Source organism: Paraburkholderia sp. 31.1 (genome assembly GCF_014397645.1).
Lineage (GTDB): Bacteria > Pseudomonadota > Gammaproteobacteria > Burkholderiales > Burkholderiaceae > Paraburkholderia > Paraburkholderia tuberum.
Map to the genome: position 1 here is coordinate 90,845 of NZ_VZQN01000016.1, position 22,162 is coordinate 113,006.

At 61.2% G+C, this 22,162-nt stretch carries 17 protein-coding genes; 4 read left to right on the forward strand and 13 right to left on the reverse strand.

The window, feature by feature from the left end:
- Positions 1 to 41: 41 nt before the first annotated feature.
- The 10 genes from F6X37_RS14660 to F6X37_RS14705 all read right to left on the reverse strand — a co-directional run bounded on the left by F6X37_RS14660 (position 42) and on the right by F6X37_RS14705 (position 11,538).
- The gene (locus tag F6X37_RS14660; protein ID WP_184059739.1) at positions 42 to 299 is read right to left on the reverse strand and encodes a hypothetical protein; all 258 of its coding nucleotides are present in this window, start codon (positions 297 to 299) and stop codon (positions 42 to 44) included.
- Positions 280 to 798: a DUF2778 domain-containing protein gene (locus F6X37_RS14665; protein WP_187611824.1), complete on the reverse strand. Its 519-nt coding sequence runs from the start codon at positions 796 to 798 to the stop codon at positions 280 to 282. The genes F6X37_RS14660 and F6X37_RS14665 overlap by 20 nt, the downstream gene beginning before the upstream one ends.
- A 361-nt stretch (positions 799 to 1,159) precedes the next feature.
- Positions 1,160 to 1,309, reverse strand: a complete 150-nt coding sequence (locus F6X37_RS37615) for a hypothetical protein (protein ID WP_316251965.1) — start codon at positions 1,307 to 1,309, stop codon at positions 1,160 to 1,162.
- A gap of 79 nt (positions 1,310 to 1,388) precedes the next feature.
- On the reverse strand, positions 1,389 to 1,916 hold the full coding sequence (locus tag F6X37_RS14675) for a DUF2778 domain-containing protein (protein ID WP_187611826.1): 528 nt from the start codon (positions 1,914 to 1,916) through the stop codon (positions 1,389 to 1,391).
- 458 nt (positions 1,917 to 2,374) lie between these two features.
- Complete coding sequence (locus tag F6X37_RS14680) at positions 2,375 to 6,184, reverse strand: SIR2 family protein (RefSeq protein WP_187611827.1); 3,810 nt, start codon at positions 6,182 to 6,184, stop codon at positions 2,375 to 2,377.
- Between the two features lie 208 nt (positions 6,185 to 6,392).
- The gene (locus F6X37_RS14685; protein ID WP_187611828.1) at positions 6,393 to 6,650 is read right to left on the reverse strand and encodes a hypothetical protein; all 258 of its coding nucleotides are present in this window, start codon (positions 6,648 to 6,650) and stop codon (positions 6,393 to 6,395) included.
- Complete coding sequence (locus F6X37_RS14690; RefSeq protein WP_187611829.1) at positions 6,631 to 7,149, reverse strand: DUF2778 domain-containing protein; 519 nt, start codon at positions 7,147 to 7,149, stop codon at positions 6,631 to 6,633. Before F6X37_RS14690 ends, F6X37_RS14685 begins: the two co-directional genes overlap by 20 nt.
- A 465-nt stretch (positions 7,150 to 7,614) precedes the next feature.
- On the reverse strand, positions 7,615 to 9,495 hold the full coding sequence (locus F6X37_RS14695; RefSeq protein WP_184065191.1) for a polysaccharide biosynthesis protein: 1,881 nt from the start codon (positions 9,493 to 9,495) through the stop codon (positions 7,615 to 7,617).
- Positions 9,496 to 9,506: 11 nt separating this feature from the next.
- Positions 9,507 to 10,529, reverse strand: coding sequence for an MraY family glycosyltransferase (locus F6X37_RS14700; protein ID WP_187611830.1), 1,023 nt, complete (start codon positions 10,527 to 10,529; stop codon positions 9,507 to 9,509).
- Between the two features lie 49 nt (positions 10,530 to 10,578).
- Entirely contained in the window at positions 10,579 to 11,538 is a 960-nt protein-coding gene (locus tag F6X37_RS14705) for an NAD-dependent epimerase/dehydratase family protein (RefSeq protein ID WP_090803328.1), read from the reverse strand.
- A 520-nt stretch (positions 11,539 to 12,058) separates the two neighbouring features.
- On the opposite strand from F6X37_RS14705, the gene F6X37_RS14710 reads away from it, so the two are divergent.
- From F6X37_RS14710 to F6X37_RS14725, 4 genes are read left to right on the forward strand one after another with little or no spacing between them, the layout of a single operon-like run.
- On the forward strand, positions 12,059 to 13,030 hold the full coding sequence (locus F6X37_RS14710) for a glycosyltransferase (RefSeq protein WP_187611831.1): 972 nt from the start codon (positions 12,059 to 12,061) through the stop codon (positions 13,028 to 13,030).
- Entirely contained in the window at positions 13,027 to 15,234 is a 2,208-nt protein-coding gene (locus F6X37_RS14715) for a glycosyltransferase family 2 protein (RefSeq protein WP_187611832.1), read from the forward strand. Before F6X37_RS14710 ends, F6X37_RS14715 begins: the two co-directional genes overlap by 4 nt.
- Positions 15,227 to 18,463 carry a glycosyltransferase family 4 protein gene (locus F6X37_RS14720; RefSeq protein WP_187611833.1) on the forward strand — a complete coding sequence of 1,079 codons (3,237 nt, stop codon included), beginning with the start codon at positions 15,227 to 15,229 and terminating at the stop codon, positions 18,461 to 18,463. Before F6X37_RS14715 ends, F6X37_RS14720 begins: the two co-directional genes overlap by 8 nt.
- Positions 18,460 to 19,578: a glycosyltransferase gene (locus F6X37_RS14725; protein ID WP_187611834.1), complete on the forward strand. Its 1,119-nt coding sequence runs from the start codon at positions 18,460 to 18,462 to the stop codon at positions 19,576 to 19,578. Before F6X37_RS14720 ends, F6X37_RS14725 begins: the two co-directional genes overlap by 4 nt.
- A 65-nt stretch (positions 19,579 to 19,643) precedes the next feature.
- On the opposite strand, the gene F6X37_RS14730 is transcribed toward F6X37_RS14725, so the two are convergent.
- Genes F6X37_RS14730 through F6X37_RS14740 form a run of 3 tightly spaced genes read right to left on the reverse strand, consistent with a single transcriptional unit; the run spans position 19,644 to position 22,152 of the window.
- Positions 19,644 to 20,549, reverse strand: coding sequence for a hypothetical protein (locus tag F6X37_RS14730; RefSeq protein ID WP_187611835.1), 906 nt, complete (start codon positions 20,547 to 20,549; stop codon positions 19,644 to 19,646).
- On the reverse strand, positions 20,546 to 21,136 hold the full coding sequence (locus F6X37_RS14735; protein ID WP_187611836.1) for a histidine phosphatase family protein: 591 nt from the start codon (positions 21,134 to 21,136) through the stop codon (positions 20,546 to 20,548). The genes F6X37_RS14730 and F6X37_RS14735 overlap by 4 nt, the downstream gene beginning before the upstream one ends.
- Before the next feature lie 14 nt (positions 21,137 to 21,150).
- Positions 21,151 to 22,152 (reverse strand): glycosyltransferase, encoded by a 1,002-nt coding sequence (locus F6X37_RS14740; protein WP_262419918.1) that lies wholly within the window; start codon positions 22,150 to 22,152, stop codon positions 21,151 to 21,153.
- Positions 22,153 to 22,162: the final 10 nt, after the last annotated feature.

The window sequence follows — 22,162 nt, forward strand, 5'->3', positions numbered from 1 at the left end:
ATGCACGGGATAAACAAAAGCCCCGTCGCCGGGGCTTTTGTTTATCCCGTGCGATACCACCGCCATAGCTTCAGGATCGCCACATACGCCAGCGCCGCCACGATCAGTTCGATAGTCACCCACACCATGTAATACAGGTCATCAGGATCACGCACACCGAGCCAATCGGAAGCCGCCCAATATGCATTCGACTCGCTTTCTGTCCACTCGTACGGATACGGCCGGACATAAAGAACAGAGAGAACAAACAGCGCCAGAAACAACGTGACCTTGAACAGTCTACGGGCAAGTGTTGCCATATGTGATGACCTCAATTGTTCCGTAGGCCCGAAGCCCCGAAATGCCGGCAGGGATCGTCATGGTGCGCAGCAGCGCATTGCGGATTCTCATGAAATCGCTATGGCTCGGCAAGGTAATGCAACCAAGTGATGCGCCGTGCCCGCCTGCTGGATGCAACCGGAACTGCCCACGCTTGACACCATTGACCCAAGTGAAATCATCGACTAGTCCATCATCCCGATACAGGGCGAACCAGTCACCGTGATTCGACGGATGGCCGAAAACGGCATTCAACGCGTCTTTTCCCAATGCGTAAGCCTGTGAACGGATGCCACCAGTCGGACGGTCGACGATCCAGTATTTGCCGGCGGGAATCGGCCCCTTGTTAGGCACAGCCGTGCAGCCGCCCCGATTGCGGTATTGCCGGTCGCCAGAATAAGCGTCAAAGGTGCCGATGCCAGAAATGGTGAGCGGTGATAGTGGCTCGTTATTCACGAGGAATTTGCCGGTGTAGGCCATATGTCACACCTCCTGATTACGCTGGCTGTAGGTCATTGCGTCCTGCACAGGTTCCTCCCGTCGGGAACCTTGACCGTAAGCGCGCGTGCCCCTGGCGCGCTACAGGTCGATTCCCGATTTGCCGCCTCCTTCGCCTGGGCAAAAAAAGCGCGCCACAAGGGCGCGCAAAAATTTGCATCACAGATAGAAGAGCTAACCGAACCGCCACCTCAGCGAGAAAGCGATACCGGGTTGCGACGATTCAATGCTAGGTGTATGTGCCGGGCGCAGGCTTCAGACAACTCCGAAAAGCCGGGGCGTGCGCGATGGTCGTCAACTCTCCTGAGCAAAAATAGAAAAGCCCCCTCCCCAGGGCTTTCGTCTACTTCGTGCGATACCACCGCCATAGCTTCATGATCGCCACATACGCCAGCGCCGCCGCGATCAGTTCGATAGTCATCCACAGGCCGATATACAGGTTTTCGGGATCGCCGATACCTAGCACCTCCGAAGCGTGTATCCATGCACGCATCTCGGACTCGGTCCACCCATCGTCGTACGGTCGGACAAATCGGAATGACAGAAGGTACAGACCTATAAACAGCAGGACTTTAAGCACCCTTCGGACAGGTGTTGCCATATGTGATGACCTCAATTGTTCCGTAGGCGCGAAGCCCCGAATTGCCGGCAGGGATCGTCATGGTGTGCGGGAGTGAGTTGCGGATTCTCAGGAAATCCGTACGGCTCGGCAGGGTAATGCAGCCAAGCGAAACACCCCGACCACCTGCCGGATGCAACCTGAAGTTTCCACGCCGCACGCCGTTGATCCATGTGTAATCGTCGATTAGCCCATCATCACGATACAGTGCAAACCATTCACTGTGATCGGTCGGGTGCGACGAGTAGTAATTGAACTCATCTTTTAACCACGTTTCTACCGCAGAGCGCACGCCGCCAGTAGGGCGCGGGACGATCCAGTACTTGCCAGCGGGGATCGGCCCGTTATTGGGAACCATTGTGCAGCCGCCCCGATTGCGGTATTGGCCGTTGCCGGAATAGGCGTCGAACGTGCCGATGCCATTAATGGTGAGCGGTGACAGCGGCGCGTTGTTCACGAGAAATTTGCCGAAGTAAGCCATGTTTCACGCCTCCTGATTGCGCTGGCTGTAGGTCATTACGTCCTGCATAGGCTCCTCCCGTTGGTGAACCTTGACCGTAACCGCGCGGGCCGCTGGCGCGCTACAGGTCGATTCCGGATTTGCCGCCTCTTTCGCCTGGACAAAAAAAACGCGCCTCAAGGGCGCGCACAACCTTTGCATCACAGAAAAAGAGCCAATAGAGCCGCCACCTCAGCGGGAATGACATACCGGGTGGAGACGGTTCAATGCTAGGTGTGTGTGCCGAGAGCAGGCTTCAGACAACTCCGAAACGCCGAGGCGTGCGCGATGGTCGTGAACTCTCCTGGGCAAAAAAAAGGTTCTTCGCGGATTTCCGGGGAAGACCGATTGCGGACAGGCCGTAGTCGCCCAATAGCGGTAATTGAGTGTCTAGCAGAATCGGAGGGATTCACTGAATTGTCCTTCATAAAGACCGAGATCTAGCTTCGCTCAACAAGATCTATAAGGCGCAAATAGCGTGGATCTGATGTCAAATCAGGTTCGGTTTCCGCAATCAGTGCTAGCACCTTCGGTAACTCGTACGGCGGACGGGTGAGAACCTGAGGTGTAGTTCTGTTCATCAAATCCAGCGTCGCTTCAGGGAATAGAGCAGTGATCGGCTTTTCCTCATTGATCTCTCGGGTGAACCGGTAGAACGGATGGTCATTTGTCTCCACCGGCACCAAGAACTTTTTCAGCGCGTCGTAGACGGCCGGGAAGCTATCGCCGGTGTCATCAAGCAGGCCGATCCATGCCCGCATCGATGCAGAGGTCCTGTATCGGCGCTCTCTCGGCCAGTCCTCGTTGATTAGAGGGATGACGTGTTTGGCCCAGCCGTTGTCATTTTTTTGTCCAACCAGGCCCAACCAGGATATGAACCGGTTTCGAGTGTCGTCAGACATCGCTCGAAAGGCCGAACGCATTTCGCGTCGTGAAAGACCGCTCGGCTCATTCGGGTGAAACACTCGCATGAAGCCTAGCCATTGGGCGGCTACCGTCGAGAGGTCGCGATTCCAAGAAAATCCTTCGCCCCACGGAATGGGGTTAAGCAGGAGCGGTTTGATGACCTCTGCCAACGGCGGCGAAGGCACTTGCCTGCTATGAAGAAACCCGTTCCATGCGGGTTCCGAAGCTGGATGTTCAAACGCCAACATTGGAATAAGACGTTCCTCAGTCCAGGCGGGATCGACGAACATGAGCCAGTTCAGTTTTGCGCTTGCTATCGACACGGCATGATCTGAACCCTCACCTGATGCCGCAAAGAGGCGCTCGACACGAGACTTGATGTGATCTGGGATTAGTGAACAAGCTTCCTGTTTCTCTCCAGGGACTGCGTGGAAAAGGGCCTTCGCACACATGCCGGTAGGGCCGTTGATCGCATGGCCGAATGTGCGCCGGGACTGTTGAATGACTTTTGCACCTTGACGGACTTCGCCCAGACCGCTCTTCGCTGCATCTGCTCCACCGCTCAGGATGCCATCGACGATGTGATCGTAGACTGCCCAACCGAGAACATCGTCAAACTCAAGGACCGCAACCAGGTTCTGTTCGAGCCATCGGCCCAGGGTATGGCGCAGTTCGGCGATAACCGAGTGTGGCAGTCGCGCTACCCGGTTCAGGAATACCCGTCTCAGCCTGGGCGTGATGCCTGCGGGAAATTCATTGATCATGGACGACCAGAACACCTCTGGGTAGTCGCCAGCCTTTCCTGCAATCGTCAGCGCAGACAACGCTTTTCGCGGATTGGCTTTTACCAAACCAGTAAAGGGGCGCTTCTCAGTGAAGCTACCGAAGTCCCGCTTCAGGTCTTCCTTTGCTTTGGATACCACCTCGCCCACGGGAAGGTTCAAGATTGCATCGGGTTTTTCGTCCGTACCGACCGAGCCCACGTGAAAGCCCCTGTCGATCACAGTCGAGGTCGCCCAATCGTCGGTCCATCCAGGAATACCTCTGATCATCTCGGCAAGTTGTTCACTGCGATCAGCCGTCAGTTCACAACCCTGTAGTTCGAGATACCGGGCGTATCTGGCGGCGCACTCATCCCGTAGCCCTGGAAACTCCTCGTCAGACCAATAGGGAAGCTGATCGGGGCCGGTCAAGATGCGGTCAATGAGTTGGTTCCGGTTCTCCTGAGAAAATTTTCCCCATCGGTCCACCAGTAGGAAAAGAAGCTCTCGAACCACATCGATGTCCCAGAATGTCTCTTGGTCCAAGGACAAGACTTCTTCGGCAACATGATCGGCCTCAAAGGCATCCGCTTTGCTGAACGCGTACAGCTTGAGCTTTCGGAAGAAGAAGCGGTCTGTCGCAGGCCAGGTCGTTGCATGTGCATTCGCCAGCACTGGCCATCTGGCCGCCATTCGGTCAAACAGTTGGATGAACCAACTCACAACCTCGGCGGCTTCCGTGATGTGTTCTCTCCCATCGACCTCACGGTCCGGATAGCAGGTCGATGTCTGGAAGCAAACGGTCTCGATATCCCTCAGTAGCCCCGAGGCGACGGTTAGCTGTTCTTCTAATATGCTAAAGACCTGCGGCAACAGATCGTCTGGGACCTCTAGATCCTCGTTGTGCCGTTCAAGTAAAACGACTTCGAACTGACCTAGGTCGCCGAGATGAATTTCACCCCAAGGCGCCCAGGGCGGTCTGGACTGACCCAAGCCAAACGGTGGCTTGATCTCCAATCGCGGTGTCGCGACTCTCCGAAATTCTCGTAGGACACTGGCCGTCCACCCCTCCGCATCGATCCGTTTCTTTAAGTCGAACCATTCATTGTTCCACTGACGATTGCGAGGGTCTCGATGGTATTCGAGGATGAGGTTCCAGATATGACGAGCACGCTCGTTGAGAGCCTTCGAATGCTCCACTTGCCACTCGAACTGTTGCAGCAGTCGCGGATGCAGTCCGTTCTGCCGAATGGCCCACCAAGCCAGCACAGGACTGTCGACGGACTTGCTCGCCCAAGCGACGAGGTGACCAAGCCTTATGGGCGTCGCCTCGAAACCTTCGACCTGTCGCCCGCCCAACCGATGAAACTCATGTGGATTGTCGTCTTCGCTGCGCCAGACTAAAAGATTATCGTTATTGACGTCCTGTCTGCGAGCATCCTCAGGGATATCTTCCAGATCGTCATCAAGCCCATAAGCGATCACAGGGTCGAAGGTCTCCGCGTCGCTGTCGTAGCCACTGCTCCGTTTGCCTGATCGGACATTCGCATCCATCACACATACCCATTCAGGGTGCGGTACCGGATCGATCTCCGAGAACGATCTTGCACCCTGTACTGTGCGAAGAACATGAGCAACTTGGCCGCGCTCATAAGAAGCCAGATTTTTCGGGTCCTGCTGGCTTTTAGCGATTATGGATGCACGCCACCTACGCGGATCGTCGGCCCGGTTAGCCCACGCTTCCATGCTCTTCCACAGGTCCGGATGATCGGAATAGGCTATGGATGTAACACCTCGATCACGCCACTTGGCTTCGATCTCTTCAGGAAGCCCACGGTCAAAGGCAAAGAGTCTAGACCGGTCATACTGGCCGTCATGGTTGAGACCCTGAAGAAGATATTTGACTGGAGGATCTTCCGCCTGATAGCCGACTAAAACGACGGTATATCGTTCGAGGAGGTGCCTGATAAAGTCGGTAGCCCATCCTTCAGATAGGTATGCGCGTCCGAAGTCCGCGCTGCTCAGCACGTAGGGATGACTTTCAGAGGCTGTGTCCACCAGTCGCCCATGTAGATAGGTGATCCCCTCTATCTTCGATCCGAAGTTCAGGTCGGGAAAAGCAGGCGGCACATGCCGGACCAGATGCTCTCCCTCTTGCCCTATCTCGAACAATCGGTCGAAGTTCGTCGTGACAATCTGCGGCACGCCGCTCTGGCTCGAAGAAATGCGCTTAATCAGACCGTGCTCACGTCCAGGATCCTTGCTTTCTAGAGGAGCACTCAACCGCTCTGTGACTAGAGCGTTAACTTCATCCTTACCGTATTCAAGATGAAGCAGATTAAAGATTTGATCGAGTGGGACATTCGCCGCAGATTGACCGTCCAGCCATGGTCGGAACGCGGCCATGATCTCTGAGTCGGCTGGCGGGTCGAAGAATTCTATGACGTACTGAGTGAGGCCGACAAACGTCGGCATTCCGGATCGCAACGAAACTCCGGCACCACACAGAAACACGACGCGACCAGCATCACAGCGTTCTAGAAGGATATCCGGTAAGGAGGGACCATTGGGATCGAATCTCATGAGCTCAGTTTATTAATGTTGTTCATAGATTCTACGAGAGCACGTGCTTTGATGGTATCCGTCGCTCACGAGTTCTGGCTGACCGGCATTTGACCGTCCGCTGATTGGTATTCAATTTCGTGCCACACGTGTCCGCTTCGAGTCCGAACAGAGACTACCCCGGTAATCCTCGATGAACCAAAAAAAGCCCCGTCGCCGAGGTTTTCGTCTACTTCGTGCGATACCACCGCCATAGCTTCATGATCGCCACATACGCCATCGCCGCAGCGATCAGTTCAATCGTCACCCACACCACGAAATACAAATCTTCGGGATCGCGGACACCAAGCCAGCGCGAAGCAGCAAACCATGCGCGCGACTCGCGTTCTGTCCACTCGTAATGGTATGGACGGACATAGAGCAGGGACAGATAGCACAGGCCGATAAACAGGGCAATCTTGAACACCCTACGGGCAAGTGTTGCCATAAGTGATGACCTCAATTGTTCCATAGGCGCGCAGGCCCGAACTGCGCGCGGGAATTTTGACGGTGTGCAGCAGCGCGTTGCGGATTCTCATGAAATCGCTATGGCTCGGCAGCGTGATGCAGCCAAGCGAAATCCCGCGTCCGCCTGCCGGATGCAAACGGAACTGCCCGCGTTTGACGCCATTAATCCACGTCAGATCATTAATCGTTCCATCATCACGATACAGCGCGAACCATTCACCGTGATTCGATGGGTGACCCATTGCTGCATTCCACTCATCGTTTGCCCGTGCAAACAGCTGAGAACGGATTCCGCCCGTGGGGCGGTCCACGATCCAGTATTTACCGGCAGGGAGCGGCCCATCATTAGGCACCATCGTGCAGCCGCCCCGATTGCGGTATTGATTGTTGCCTGAATACGCGTTGAACGTGCCGATGCCAAAAATGGTGAGCGGTGATAGGGACTCGTTATTCACGGGAAATTTGCCGGTGTAGGCCATGTGTTACGCCTCCTGATTGCGCTGGCTGTAGGTCATTACGTCCTGCACAGGTTCCTCCCGTTGGTGAACCTTGACCGTAAGCGCGCGGGCCGCTGGCGCGCTACAGGTCGATTCCGGATTTGCCGCCTCTTGCGCCTGGACAAAAAAACGCGCCTCAAGGGCGCGCAATACCTTTGCATCACAGAAAAAGAGCCAACAGAGCCGCCACCTCAGCGGGAACGACATACCGGGCGGCGACGGTTCAATGCTAGGTGTATGTGCCGGGCGCAGGCTTCAGACGACTCCGAAAAGCCGGGGCGTGCGCGATGGTCGTCAGCTCTCATAGGCAAAAAAAAGCCCCAGCATGTCTGTAGGGGCTCTTATCGATAAACATCCGGCGGCCAACTTCAACGGGTCAACTGACCTGCCTTCGCGGGTACTGATTCAATGCTTCGACTACTCCGATGACTCGCGGCGGCGGAACGCCTACGACACCCGCGTCGCCGGCGCCACACTACGCAGTGTCGTCGCCGTCGCCGGCAGATACTCCGGCACCCAGCGCCGCAGATCGCGCCGCACTTCATCGTCGGCCGGCACGCGATGCTGCATCAGCCACGGCAGCAGATTGTCGATCAGGCTGTCCGGCACCTCGCGCGCCTGTGCGATGCGCAGCTTCGGATGCGGCGTGCGCGTGGTGGTTTCGTCGTCCGCTAGCAGCTCCTCGTAAAGCTTCTCGCCCGGACGCAAACCCGTGAACACGACGCGAATCTGCTCTTCGGTGAAACCGTACAGGCGGATCAGATCGTGCGCGAGATCGGCGATTCGCACCGGCTTGCCCATGTCGAGAATGAAAATCTCGCCGCCGCGCCCCATGCTCGACGCCTGCAACACGAGTTGCGACGCCTCCGGAATCGTCATGAAGAAACGCGTGATTTCCGGATGCGTGACGGTCACCGGCCCGCCGCGCGCGATCTGCTCCTGGAATTTCGGAATCACGCTGCCCGCGCTGCCGAGCACGTTGCCGAAGCGCACCGTCTCGAACTGCGTGCGCCGCGCGCCCTGCTGCTGCAGCGCCGAGCACGCCATCTCCGCGAGCCGCTTGCTCGCGCCCATCACGTTGGTCGGGTTGACCGCCTTGTCGGTCGAGATCAGCACGAAATGCGCGACGTCGTGGCGGATCGCCGCGCGCGCGACGCGGTACGTGCCAAGCACGTTGTTGCGCACCGCCTGCCACGTGTTGACCTCTTCCATCAACGGCACATGCTTGTAGGCCGCCGCATGAAACACGATGTGCGGACAGTAGCGCGCCATCACCTGATCGAGCAGCAGCGAGTCCTTCACGTCGCCGACGATCGGCACCACCGACACTTCCGGATATTTGTCGCGCAGCTCTTCGTTCAGCCGATAGATCGAGAACTCAGAGATGTCGAACGCGACCAGTTGCACCGGACCGAAGCGCAGGATCTGCCGGCATAGCTCCGAGCCGATCGAGCCGCCCGCGCCCGTCACCATCACGACGCGGTTTTTCAGCAGCGCGGCGACGTGCTCGGTGTCGATCGTCACCGGGTCACGGCCGAGCAGGTCTTCGAGATCGATCTGCCGCACGCGCGCCAGGAACGCCTGACCTTGCGTGAGCGGCGTGAGCGCGGGCAGCGTCATCGCGCGTACGCCGGCGCGCACGCACAGCGTGGCGATGCGCCGATGCGCCTCCACCGACGCCGACGGCACCGCGATGATCACATGCTCGACCTTCAGCTCCGTGCAGATTTTCTGCAGATCGCTGATCGCACCAACCACGCGATAGCCGTAGATTTCACGGCCCTGCTTGATCGGATCGTCGTCGAGCAGACCGACGAGGCGCCATTGGCCCGAGCGCTTCAGCTCGCGCACGAGGTTCGCGCCGGCATTGCCCGCGCCGAGCACGAGCACCGGCTTGCCCTGGCCGACCAGTCCGCCGTAGCGATAGAACTCCTTGGCCGCGCGATACAGCGCGCGTGAGCCGCCCATCGTCAGGAACAGCAGCATCGGCGACACGATCAGCACCGAGCGCGGCACGACCGGCGCCGGCTGCAACAGCGCCGAGCCGATCACGACGACCAGCGCGCCGACGCCGATCGCTTTCGCGATCCGCACGAGATCGGGCAGGCTCGCGAACACCCACATGCCGCGATAGAGGCCGTAGCCGCGAAACATCACCGCGTAGATCAGCAGCACCCACACGAGCGCATGCAGCCCGCTCGACCAGAACGGCGCGGGCACCGGTCCGTTGAACCGGATCACATAGGCCAGCAGCCAGGCCATTGCCACCGCGCACAGGTCGAACGCAAACGCACTGAACGAAAGCCATCTGGCTTTGAAGCTTTTCATTGCGCAGAACCTCAGATTGGCCCGGAACGGGACACATGGCGCCGCCAGCGGCGATCAATACACAGCCCCGCGACGACCAGCACGGCAGCCCATGCGACGACAACCAGCCATTGATACAGAAGAGCGAATTGTAGCGCCCAGATAGCAAGCATTATGCCCACCGCCATGAACAAATACCAAATCCACGCGGTCGATGCGTGCCCGAAACCCGACTGCACCAGTCTTTGATAGTAGTGTTCACGATGCGCCTGCCAAAATTTTTCACCGCGCAGCAGGCGCTTGAGCAGCGTGACCGACGCATCGCCGATGAACGGCGCGAAGCACAGCGCCGGAAACCACACCGGCCATACACCCTCGCGCCACCCCCAATAGCCAAGCGCGCCGGCCAGAAAGCCGAGCGGGATCGAGCCGGCGTCACCGAGAAAGATGCGCGCTGGGTGAAAGTTGAACAGCAGAAAGCCCGCGGCCGCGCCTGTGACGATCAGGCTCGCCGTCGCGAGCGCCGGGTCCGCGTGCGACGACAGCGAGGCGGCCACCGCATAGCCGCCGAAGCCGAACAGCGCCATGCCGCCCGCGAGGCCGTCCGAGCCGTCCATGAAGTTGTAGAGATTGACGAGCCACACGAGTAGAACCGCCATGCACGCGAGCGCCCACCACGGCACGTCGGCCGGATAGACGGCGATCAGTGCCGCCACCGCCGCCGCATGACCGCCGAAGCGCACGCGTGCGGGCAGGCCACGTCGATCGTCGAGCTGCGATAGCGCCGCGAGCAGCGCCGCGGCAAGCGCGGGCAGCCACAGCGACGGCGCCGCCAGCGCGATCAGCAGCACCGCGACCGGCACGATGCCCCAGCCGCCGACGCGCGGCGTCGGGCGCGTGTGCAGCGAGCGGTCGTTGGGGATGTCGGTGGCGAGCCGCCACGCGAGGCCGGTGCGCAGCAGCGTCCAGAGGATCGCCGCGCAGGCGGCGAGCGCGGCGACGCCCCACGGCAGTAGAGAGACGACGGAAGAGGCGGAGTGTGCAGCGAGCGGCATCGATAGCGTTAGCGGGTCAGGTCGGAGTCAAGGCGGGTTCAACCCGTGGTCAATGCGTTGAGCGATACCACGCCGCGGTTTCGAGCAGCCCATGCTCGACCGTATGCGGCGCAGACCAGTTCAGACATTCGCGGATATGCGAACTGTCGACGCGCAGCTCGCCGGTCAATCGATCGATCTGCGCCGAGCGGCCGGTCAGGCGACCCGCGAGACGCAGCAGGCTGGCCGGCACCGGCACGAGCCGCGCGGGCACGTGAAGCTGCGTGGCCAGCAGACGCGCGAGTTCCGGCACGCTGAGGTCGCGGCCGTCGGTCACATGGAAGGTTTCGCCGGCCGCGCGCGGATCGGTCGCGCAATGCACGAGCGCGTCCGCGAGGTTATCGACGAACACGAGGCTGCGCAGCGCGCTGAGCGCGCCGAGCGGCAACGGAATGCCTCTCGCGACCGCGTTCATCAGCTGCAGGAAGTTCGCGCGCACGCGCGGCCCGTAGACCAGCGGCGGCCGCACCACGACGACTTCGAGACCCGTCGAGCGGCCGTAGTCGAACAGCGCGCGCTCGGCTTCCAGTTTCGAGATGCCATACGCATCGGACGGCGCGGGCTGATCCGTTTCAGCGATCGGCCGGCCGCTGCTCGCCTCGCCCATCGCCTTGATGCTGCTGACGAACACGAAGCGCCTCGCGCCCGCGCGCCGCGCCGCGGCCGCGACGCGCAAGCTGCCCTCGACATTGGTCGCGCGATAGGCGGCGAGCGGCTCGGTCAGGGTCTCCCGCATCACGTGCACGCGCGACGCCAGATGGATCACCGCATCGCAAGTGAGCGCGACCGGCCAGCGCTGGTCGATGCCCGCAAAGTCTTCGGTATCGAGCAGCCATTCGCGCACGCCCTCGGCGGCCGTCTGCGGCCGGCGCACCACGCCGGTCACGCGATCGCCCCGCCGCAGCAACGCGCGGGACACCGCCTGGCCGACGAAACCGTTGGCGCCGGTGACGAGGATCTGCAGACTCATCGCAATGCTCCGTCATGCACTTCGCGGCGCACGATTACGCCCACGCCATGCCGCGCGACCCGCGCAAACAGACGATCGCCGTCAGGACTCGACGCGGCCGCAAACGGCGGGAAAGGCGGATCAGACACGCTACAATCTGGCATCGGCGGTGCTTTCTCAGGAAGTCTGGCTGGGAACGTATTGTATTCGGGCCGTGATAATAAAACGGACCTGCGCCTGCTGGCGCGTCGTTCGTACACTTCGTAACAACTCAAACATATTCGCGCATGTGGAATTCGTGGTATCGATCCGACGTGCTCGACAACAGCACACGCCGGCCTGCTCGCTGGCCGTGCGCTCGGGCCCCGGCCCGCGCACCGGCAAGTCCGCGCCTGAAGGCCGCGCAAGCGCGCGGCGAGCATCCACGTGAATGCCCCGAAACCTGCCGGTCTCGCCGCCATGTTCGCGCGTTACGCGCAGCGGCGTGCCGCGACGTGCTGGTCTGAAGAAAAGAACTGTTTGAGCGACTAGAGTCCCACCTATGAAAGTGCTGTTCGCCACCTACCCGATGGCTTTCCATACCCCCGGCGGCGGAGAAATCCAATTGCTTGCGTATCACAAGCATCTGCCCGCGCATGGCGTCGACGTTACGCTGTTCGATCCGTGGAAGCCGCGTTTTCTAGAACACGACGTGGTGCATTTCTTCTCGTGCGTCGGTGGCTCGGTGCACTTCTGCAACTTCGTCAAGCAACTCGGCTTGCCGCTCGTCGTGTCGTCGAGTCTGTGGGTGACGGAGGAAACCAGGCATCTCTATCCGATCGGCGAAATCCATCATCAGTTTTCTCTCGCGGACCGCGTGGTCGCGAACTCCGAGATCGAATGCGACACGCTCGCTCGCATCTTCGATCTGCCGCGCGAGAAGTTCGCGAGCGTGTTGAACGGCGTCGAACAGAGCTTTTACGAGCCGGTCGCGGCGGAGCCGTTTCGCTGTGAATCCGGCATCGAGGGCCGCTTCATCCTGGACATCGGCAACATCGAGCCGCGCAAGAACCAGCTCGCGCTGATCCGGGCGATGAAGTCGTTCCCCGACCTGAAGCTTGTCCTGATCGGCCATCAGCGCGATCCCGAGTATGCGAAGGCATGCTTCGACGAGGGTGGCGCGCAGGTCGTCTACGCCGGCACGCTGCCCCACGATTCGCCGCTGCTGCGCTCCGCCTACGCGGCCTGCGAAGCGTTCGTGCTGCCGAGCACGCTCGAAACGCCGGGGCTCGCCGCGCTCGAAGCGCATGCCGCCGGCGCCCGCATCGCGGTGACAAAAGTTGGCTCTACCCAGGAATATTTCGCGCAGCACGTTGCCTACCTGGATCCGTTCGACGTCGACAGCATCACCGGATCGATTCGCGCGGCGCTCGCGCAACCGCGCGGCGCTGCCGCTGCTCCGACGCGCGATCTGACCTGGCAGGCCGTCCTGTCGCCCTTGAAAGACCTCTACGATTCCCTGCTGACGAAATGACAAAACCCGTGACGAACCTCGTGAAGAACCTCATGAAGAACTTCGAACTTCGTCCCTTGAATAACGTCGAGGCGTCCTCGAATTCCGGGTTCGCCTGGAACGCGACGAACGGCGATCCGCAGTTCGAGCTGACGGGATGGGAAGAGCTGTCGGGTCGCGCCGCGCGTATTTCGTTCGAGCTCGCGAAAGAAGACATGCCGGCCTCGCCGTGCATGATCTATTTCGACGCGGGCGCGGGCATGTCGGAGCACGCGACGATCGGCCTCGTGGTCGACGCTGACGGCAAGGTGGATCAGGTCGTCGCGTTTCCGCCGCTCGTCGGTCCGTTGCGCCTCGATCCGATCGCGCGCGCGGGACTGTTTTCGATCACCGGCTTCAACGTCGAACTGGTGGCCGACGCCGACTGCCCGACGGAACTGCTCGAACGCGCGCGCCGGATGGCGTCGTGGGGCGGCGGCGCTCAGCCCGCGCCGGCGCCAACCGTGGGTCACACGTATCAGGAATGGATCGAGCGGCACGAGCCGCCCGCGTCGCATTACCCGGAACTGCGCGCGCGCTCGAAGGCGTGGGCGCTGCAACCGCTGATCAGCATCGTGATGCCGACCTACAACACGCCGGCCAGGTGGCTGCGCATGGCGATCGATTCGGTCGTCGACCAGGTCTACGAAAACTGGGAATTCTGCATCGCCGACGACTGCTCGACGAACCCCGAGGTCAAGCAGGTGCTCGACAGCTACGCCGCCAAAGATCCCCGCATCAAGGTCGCGTACCGCACGACGAACGGCCACATCAGCAGCTCCAGCAACACGGCGCTCGAGCTTGCCGTCGGCGAATTCGTCGGCCTGCTCGACCACGACGACGAATTGCATCCGCTCGCGCTCTACTGCGTCGCCGAGCTGATCAACGCGCATCCGGACGCGACGGTGATCTACAGCGACGAAGACAAGATCTCGATCGACGGGGTCCGCTCGGACCCGTACTTCAAATGCGACTTCAACTACGATCTGTTCCTGAGCCAGAACATGATCTCGCATTTCGGCGTCTACAAGACTTCGGTCATGAAGGAGGTCGGCGGCTTCAGAACCGGCTTCGAAGGCTCGCAGGACTACGACCTCGCGCTGCGCGTGATCGATCGCGCGGGTCATCACACGGTGTATCACGTGCCGCGCGCGCTGTACCACTGGCGCATGATCCCCGAGAGCACGGCGGCCGGCCATGAAGCCAAGCCGTACGCGCATATCGCGGCGATGCGCGCGCTCGACGAACACCTCGCGCGCAACGGCATCAACGCCCACACCGAGCACGCGCCGGGCACGGACGCCTTCAACAAGGTCGTGTACGACTTGCCCGAGGTGCTGCCGTCGGTGGAGATCATCATTCCGACGCGCGATTCCGCCGGACTCGTCGAGCAATGCGTGGAATCGGTGCGGCAGAAATCGAGCTACCCGAACTTGCGCATCACGATCATCGACAACGGCTCGCTCAAGCAGGAAACGCACGACCTGTTCGCGCGCCTGCAAGAGGACGAGCGCATCAAGGTCGTGCGCGACGATTCGCCGTTCAACTACTCGGCGCTGAACAACCGCGTCGCGCTCGCGAGCACGGCGGACTTCGTCTGTCTGATGAACAACGACATCGAAGTGATCAACGCCGACTGGCTCGAGGAAATGGTGTCGGTCGCGCTGCAGGCGAATGTCGGCGCGGTCGGCGCAAAACTGCTGTATCCGGACGACACGATCCAGCATGGCGGCGTGGTGCTCGGCGTCGGCGGTATCGCGAGCCATGCGCACAAGCATTTCCCCAATTCGCACCCCGGCTACTTCGCGCGCGCACGCCTGCGCAACGTGATGTGCGCGGTGACCGCCGCGTGCCTGCTGATTCGCCAGTCGATCTACAAGGAAGTCGGCGGCCTCGACGAACAGTTACACGTCGCTTACAACGACATCGATTTTTGCCTGCGTGTGCGGCAAGCGGGCTACCGCAATGTGTGGACGCCCTACGCGGAGCTTTATCATCACGAATCGGCAACCCGCGGCGCCGAAGACACACCGGAAAAAATCAGCCGCTTCAACCAGGAATCTGAGTTGGTCAGACAGCGCTGGGAGCATCTGTTGATGAACGATCCCTGCTATTCACCCAATCTGACACTGACTGCCGACGATTTTTCCTTTGCTTGGCCTTCAAGGATTGCAAATCTTGATTAATCTGGGACCCAAAAAAAACAAGACCGGATGGCTGGCGGAGTACCGCCATCCATCGCCGGGGGAACTGTTCTGCCTGCCGAGCGCGATCTACTTTCTGATGAAGTTCAGAGCCGATCTCGCGCGCTTCAATTCCAAAGTGCTGGATGACCGCGTCACGCTGTATTTCTGGTGGGAAATGTCGGCGCGCGAAACGTATCCGGACTTCAACTGGGTGCTGCGACAGGAAGACCTCGAATATTTGCGTCAGCTCGACAACGACACGCTGATCGAGCGGCATCCGGACGCCGTCACGTACTGGCTCGGCTCGACCAAACCGAGCGTGCTCGATGCGAAGCATCTGAGCGAGACGCTGCACGAGCCCGTCACCGTGCTCGAAGAAGCCGGCCTGCAATTGCCGAAGCTGATGACGACGGTCGTGCGCAATCGCGGCGATCTGTCCCAGGCATTCAACCTGAACACGCTGACCGGCTATCTGAACTGCCTCGACTGGTGGGAGCAGTACGGTCAGCTCACCTGCCCGCGCGTGACGTGGCGTCCGCCGATCGCGTGGCCCGGGCTGCTGGAACCGATCGACGCGCCCGACTCCAGCGCGATGCCGTTTCCGCGCTTCCTCGCGCTGATCACGACCGAGCGGCCCGATCTGCGCAGCGCGTTCAATCTGAACAGCTTCACCTCGCGGCTCAACGCGCTCAGCTGGTGGGAAGACCACGGCCAGCGCGAGTATCCGCGCATCAAGTGGTCGCAGCCGCCGATCGGCGGCTTCATGCTCGAGCCCGAAGCGCCTCCCGCGGACGGTGGCCCTTACGTGCCGCGCTTCCTGTGCGAGATCTACAAGGACCGGCCGGACCTGCAGGCGACCTTCACGCTGCAGTCCTTCCGCGGGCGGCTCAGCTGTCTGTCGTGGTGGATCGAACACGGCCAGCATCAGTACCACGCGATCAAATGGGTGCCGCCCACGCCCTCCGCCGTGATGTTCGAGCCCGAATTTGGCTCGCACGCCGACTGGCTACCGGTGCCGCGCTTCCTGCGGCTGCTGCACGGTGAGCGCCGGGACCTGCAGGAACTCTGCTCGCTCGACAGCTTCACCGGGCGCCTGAAGTGCCTGTCGTGGTGGATCGAGCATGGGCAGCATCAGTATCCGGCGATTCACTGGGGCATCCCGCCGTTGCCCGACACCCTGTTCAGGATGGAAGCCGGCGAGCAAGGCGCGCTGCCGCTGCTGCCGCGCTTTCTGCCGCTGATCTGGAACGAGCGGCCCGACCTGCAGGCGTCGTTCAACCTGAGCAGCTTCCGCGAGCGGCTCGCGTTCATTTCGTGGTGGGAAAAGCACGGGCACAGCGAGTACTACGCGATCGAATGGTCGCCGACGCATCTCGCCGAAGAACGCGAGGGCGAATGGGTGCCGCCCACCACACCCGCATTGATGTTCGAGCCCGAATGGGGCACGCACGCCGACTGGCTGCCGGTGCCGCGCTTCCTGCGGCTGTTGCATGACGAGCGCCAGGATCTGCAGGAGCTCTGCTCGCTCGACACCTTCACCGGGCGTCTGAAGTGCCTGTCGTGGTGGATCGAACACGGGCAGCACCAGTATCCGGCGCTTCACTGGGCCATCCCGCCGTTGCCCGACAGCCTGTTCGGCGCGCAAGCCGGCGAGCAAAGCGCGCTGCCGCTGCTGCCGCGCTTTCTGCTGCTGATCTGGAACGAGCGGCCCGACCTGCAGGCATCGTTCAACCTGAACAGCTTCAGCGAACGGCTCGGCTTCATCTCCTGGTGGGACAAGCACGGGCACGACGAGTACTACGCGATCAAGTGGACGCCGACTCATCTGGCCGAAGAGCTCGCGAGAATCGACGACGAGCAGCCGGCGGACGACACCTTGCTGCCGCGCTTCCTGACGATGATCGCGAATGACCGCCCGGATCTGCGCGAAGTGTACGACCTGAACACCGCGGATGGCCGCGACCAGCTCGTGCGCTGGTGGAACGAATGGGCGTCGACGGAATATCCGCTGGTCGGCTCGCTGAAGGTGCGCTGGACCGACAGCCCCGACGACGAAGCCGATGACGACGCGCACGAGCCCGCGCGCTATCACGCGCGCGTCGAAGGCATCGGCTACGACTTCGGCGTCAACATCATCGGCTTCCCGCAAGGCGTGCTGGGCCTCGGCGAAGACGCGCGCATGGCCGCCCGCGTACTGCAACTGTCGTCGACGCCGGTCACGCTGCTCAATGCGCCGATGGCGGGACCCGCGCGCCTCGAACACTCGGTCGATCATCTGATCAGCGACGAGCTCAAGTACAACATCAGCCTGATCTGCCTGCCGGCGCCCGAAATGGTGCGGCTCGCGCTGGAAGGCGGCCGCAGCCTGATCGACGCGCCCACGCACAAGATCGGCGCATGGCCATGGGAACTGCCCCACTGGCCGAACGCGTTCGGCAACGTGCATCAGATGGTCGACGAAATCTGGGCGCAGAGCCGCTTCGTGCAGAGCGTCTACAGCCGGCTCGGCAACACGCCGGTCTACCAGATGCCGATGGCGGTCGAGGTCCCCGCGCCGCTCGCGCCGAAGCGCGAGCGCTTTGGCCTGCCGGCCAACGAGTTCCTGTTCTACCTGATGTTCGACGGCAACTCGTGGCTGAGCCGCAAGAATCCGCTCGCCGGCGTGCAGGCGTTCAAGCAGGCGTTCGGCGAGAGCTCGCCGGGCGTCGGGCTCGTCATCAAGGCGATGAACGTGCGCGACGACGACCCGGTGTGGCGCGCCGTGCTCGACCTTGTCGCGGGCGATAGCCGCATTCACATCGTGTCCGAGCGCCTGAGCCGCCAGGACTCGACCGACTTCATGGCCTGCTGCGACGCCTACATTTCGCTGCACCGTAGCGAAGGCTTCGGCCGCGTGATCGCGGAGGCGATGGCGTTGGGGCAGCCGGTCGTGGTCACGAACTTCTCGGGCAACGTCGACTTTTGCGAACCCGACACCGCGTTCCTCGTGGATGGCGAACTCGTGCCGCTGCGCCCCGGCGACTACCTGTTCGCCGAAGGTCAGTACTGGTGCGATGCGGAGGTATCGATCGCGGCGGAACAGCTCAAACGCATGATCGACGATGCGCCACTGCGTGAGCGCATCGCACTGGCGGGGAAGGCGCGCATCGAGCGCGACTACTCAGTTGAGGCAGTCGCACGCGCGTATGCGCGACGGTTGAACGACATTGCGGAGGCGAAGACGATATGACGCTGCGGGTATGTGCTCCGGACATTTTCTCGGGCGATGCGGTGGGTAACCACTGCATCGGTTTCGTACGCATGGCTGAACGTCTCGGCATGAGGGCCGAGCTGTATGCAAGCGGTTTCGAGGAGGGAACGAATGGAGTGCGCCCGCTTGACGCATTATTCGAAGAGGTCACTCGCGACGATGTGGTTCTGCTGAGTTACTCGATCTACGATCCGTACCTCGAGCGGACACTCGCGCTCGATTGCAGGAAGATCTGCTACATCCACGGCGTGACGGACCCGCAGTTGCTGCGCGCGCTCGAACCGCGCACCGCACAGTTGTGCGAGAAAGCACTCGCGCAACTGCCGCTGCTCGCGCACTTCGACACCGTCGTCGCGAATTCGCGCAGCACGGCGGCGAGCCTCGCCGGCATCGTCGCGGCGGACGCCATCAAGGTCGTGCCGCCGATCTTTCCCGACATGTACGTGTTCCGGCGCGAAGGACCGCGCAAGGGCCGCAAGCGCCCTGAGCCGAACCTGCTGATGGTGGGCCGCGTGGTGCCGCATAAACGCATCGAGGACGGCATCGAGATTCTGTCGCTGCTGAAGCAGCGTGATTTCGGCGCGACGCTGAGCATCGTCGGCAGCACGCCGAACTACGATTACCTGAAATTTCTGATCAATCACGCGCGGCGTCTCGGCGTGCTCGAGCAGGTCGACTTCAAGGGCATGCTCGACGACGCCGATCTGTTCGAGTGCTACGAATCCACCCACGCGTTGCTCGCGATGAGCCGCCACGAAGGCTTCTGCGTGCCGGTGCTCGAAGCGATGCATTACGGCAAGCCCGTATTCGTACGTGGCGGCACGGCCGCTCAGGAGATTTGCCCGCCCGACTGCGTGTTCGACGCCCATGCCGAACTCGCCGCCTGGATACCCGTGATCACGCAGCGCCTCGGCCAGACCCACGGCCGCTGTCCGATCGACACGGCCTTCGTCAAACACGCCGACGGTGTGCTGCAACGTGCCAGCGACGAGGTATGGCGCAACATCTTCATCGGCGCCGGGGTCGGCATGGCAGCCGCGTCGACGCATGCGCGCGCAGGTACGGCGGCCGTTTCGCTGAAAAGAGATAGATAGTCAGCGCCGCCACTCGCCAACGCATCCCGGCGCACATCGGCGCGATCCAACCCGATCGCGCCGCCTCATTCGTTCGCTGGCGGCTTGCCGGTCCTGTCGAAGTCGATCGGTTGCCCCGTATGCGGATGCGGCGTGAACGAGAAATGCGCGCGCACGTACTTCTGCGATAGCGTGCACAGCAAGTCCATCAACGCAATCTGCTCGGGTGGAAAGACCGGCGCGCGATCCGCCGCGTCGATCGGTTTTTGCATGTAGCGCACGATATCTTTTTCGAAATCGCTGACGCAATAGTCCAGCACCCGATCGCCTTCGATCGGATAGGCCGCCACCTTCAGTTCGGGATGCAGCGACAGATACGTGCTGAACAGACGCTCGGCAACGAATGGCAGGAACGGTGCGTCGTCCGAGTGGATCGTGGGCTCCAGCACCCCGCGCGCGGCCTCGGTGCCGCTCTGCGTTTCGAGGAACGTGGCAATCGGCTCAAGCACCTTGCCGACGTAGCTTTCCCAGAACGACTGCGAACCGACCCAGAAATTGCAATAGCACAGCGTGTGCGGCGACTGACGGGGCGCCTCACGCAGATTCCACGCGATGCCGCAGGCGTCGAGCAGTTGCTGGCTGCGCTCGACGAGTCCCGGATGCGCATGCTCGCCCTGCATCCACGCGGTGTACGAGAAATACGCGAGTTGCGGAAACGGATTGATCATCCAGACGTCGGCGTCGGCATTGGCCTGCACGAACTCCAGAAACCGGCTGCCGTCCATGCGCGCCTTCAGCGCGAACTTCGGCGAAAAAAGACCGGTGATCTGCTGCTGCCGATGCATACCCTTGCGGTACATGTCGACGAGAATATAAAACTCGCGCCACGCGGCGTGCGCGTTATCGCGCAGTTCGAGCGAATGAAAAGCCTGTTCGGACAGGACCTGTCCCGGCGCGTAAAGCGGCTCGAAGATCTTGATCGATGCACTCATGACAGCCCTGCGATCTGCAGATAATAGTTTCCGGTATGCACGTTGCGCCGGAACAGCGTGAGCGATGCATTCGGCACCAGCACGTTGGGAAAGCGGGACAACGGCACGTTCAGCAGGTATTGCGAGATCACCGAGATCGGTCCCGCGTGACACACGGCGGCGATCAGGCCAGGCTGCTCAGCGTGCCGCAGCACCTCCTCCTCGAGCCAGTTCACCGAACGCGCGGCCAGTTCGAGATGCGACTCGCCGCCCTCGTAACGGTCCGACAGATGTTTGCCCCAGTCGGGAAACGCCAGACGAAAATCTTCGGCCTTCCAGGTCGCGAACCGCCCCGCATTGGTTTCGCCGAGACGGGCGTCGACGGTCCAGTCGCCGTTGTCCTCGAACAGCACTTCAGTGGTCTGCAACGCGCGCCGCCACGGGCTCGAAAAAACGCGGTCGGGCGCGAAACCGTGACTTTCCATCAGCGTGCGTAGCTTCGCGGCCTGCTGCAGGCCATGCTCGGTCAACTCGTCCTGCTCGGTCGAGTTCAACAGGCCAGCCACGTTGGCGTGCGATTGGCCGTGGCGAATCAGAAGAAGATCCATAGGTGTTAGCTGCTTTAAGGCTTGGGGTCGGGCAAGGCCTTCAGGAACATCGACGAAATGCGTCGCACGCTGAAACGGTCGAACACGTCGGCGTAGGCATTGCGGCGGATCGACTGGCGAAGCTGCGGGTCGCCCAGCATGTCCTCCAGCGCTCGTGCCCAGCTCTCGGCCGTGTTCGACGCAATGTATCCCGTCTCACGATGTTTGACGTTCTCGCGGTAGGTCGGGCAATCCGAATAGATGCTCGGGATGCCGAGGCTGCCGTAGTCCGCGTATTTGATCGGCGATTTGCACGAGTTGAAAAACAGCGTCTCCGGATCCTCTTCGGCGCCGAGCGGCACGATCGCGAACGTGTAGCCTTCGTCGCGAATGGCCTTCTTGTATTCGAGGTTGCCGCGGCTGCCGCGATGCGTCATGCGGGCAATCGCGTTGAGCTCCGGAAACGGATCGCCCCAGAAGTCGATCGACACGTTTTCGTGGCGCGCGAGAAAACTGCGCAAGGTGCCGAAAAACTCCTTGCGAAAGCTCACGAGCTTGATGCCGTCGAGATTGGAGAAGATGATCTTCGGCGGCTGGGTTTCAGTCCACAGTTCCGGCGACAGGTCGAACGCCTGATCGTCGAAACCGTTCGGGATGATCAGCACGTCGTCCGAGCGCCGCACTTTGCGCATGCGCTCCTGCAACAGCGAGTTCGACGCCGTGGCCGCGCTCGCTTCGCGAATCATCGCGAGCACGTTGTAGAGCACGTCCTCGTTCATTTCGAGCACGCTCCACGACGGCAGATCGAGCAGCCAGTCGTCGAGATCGTAAATCGTATGAAGACCGAGTTCGTTGGCCATCCGCATGATCTTCAGCGACAGATTCGACACGTGCTTGTTGAACAGCACGACGTCGAAGCGATGCAGATGGCTGACGCCAACGTCCGCCTCCGAGATCTGCTCCCATTCGATCAACCGATGGCGCTGCATGTACGAAAGCAAAGGCGCGAAGCGCGCGCCGATGGTGCGCGAATTCATTCGGCCATCG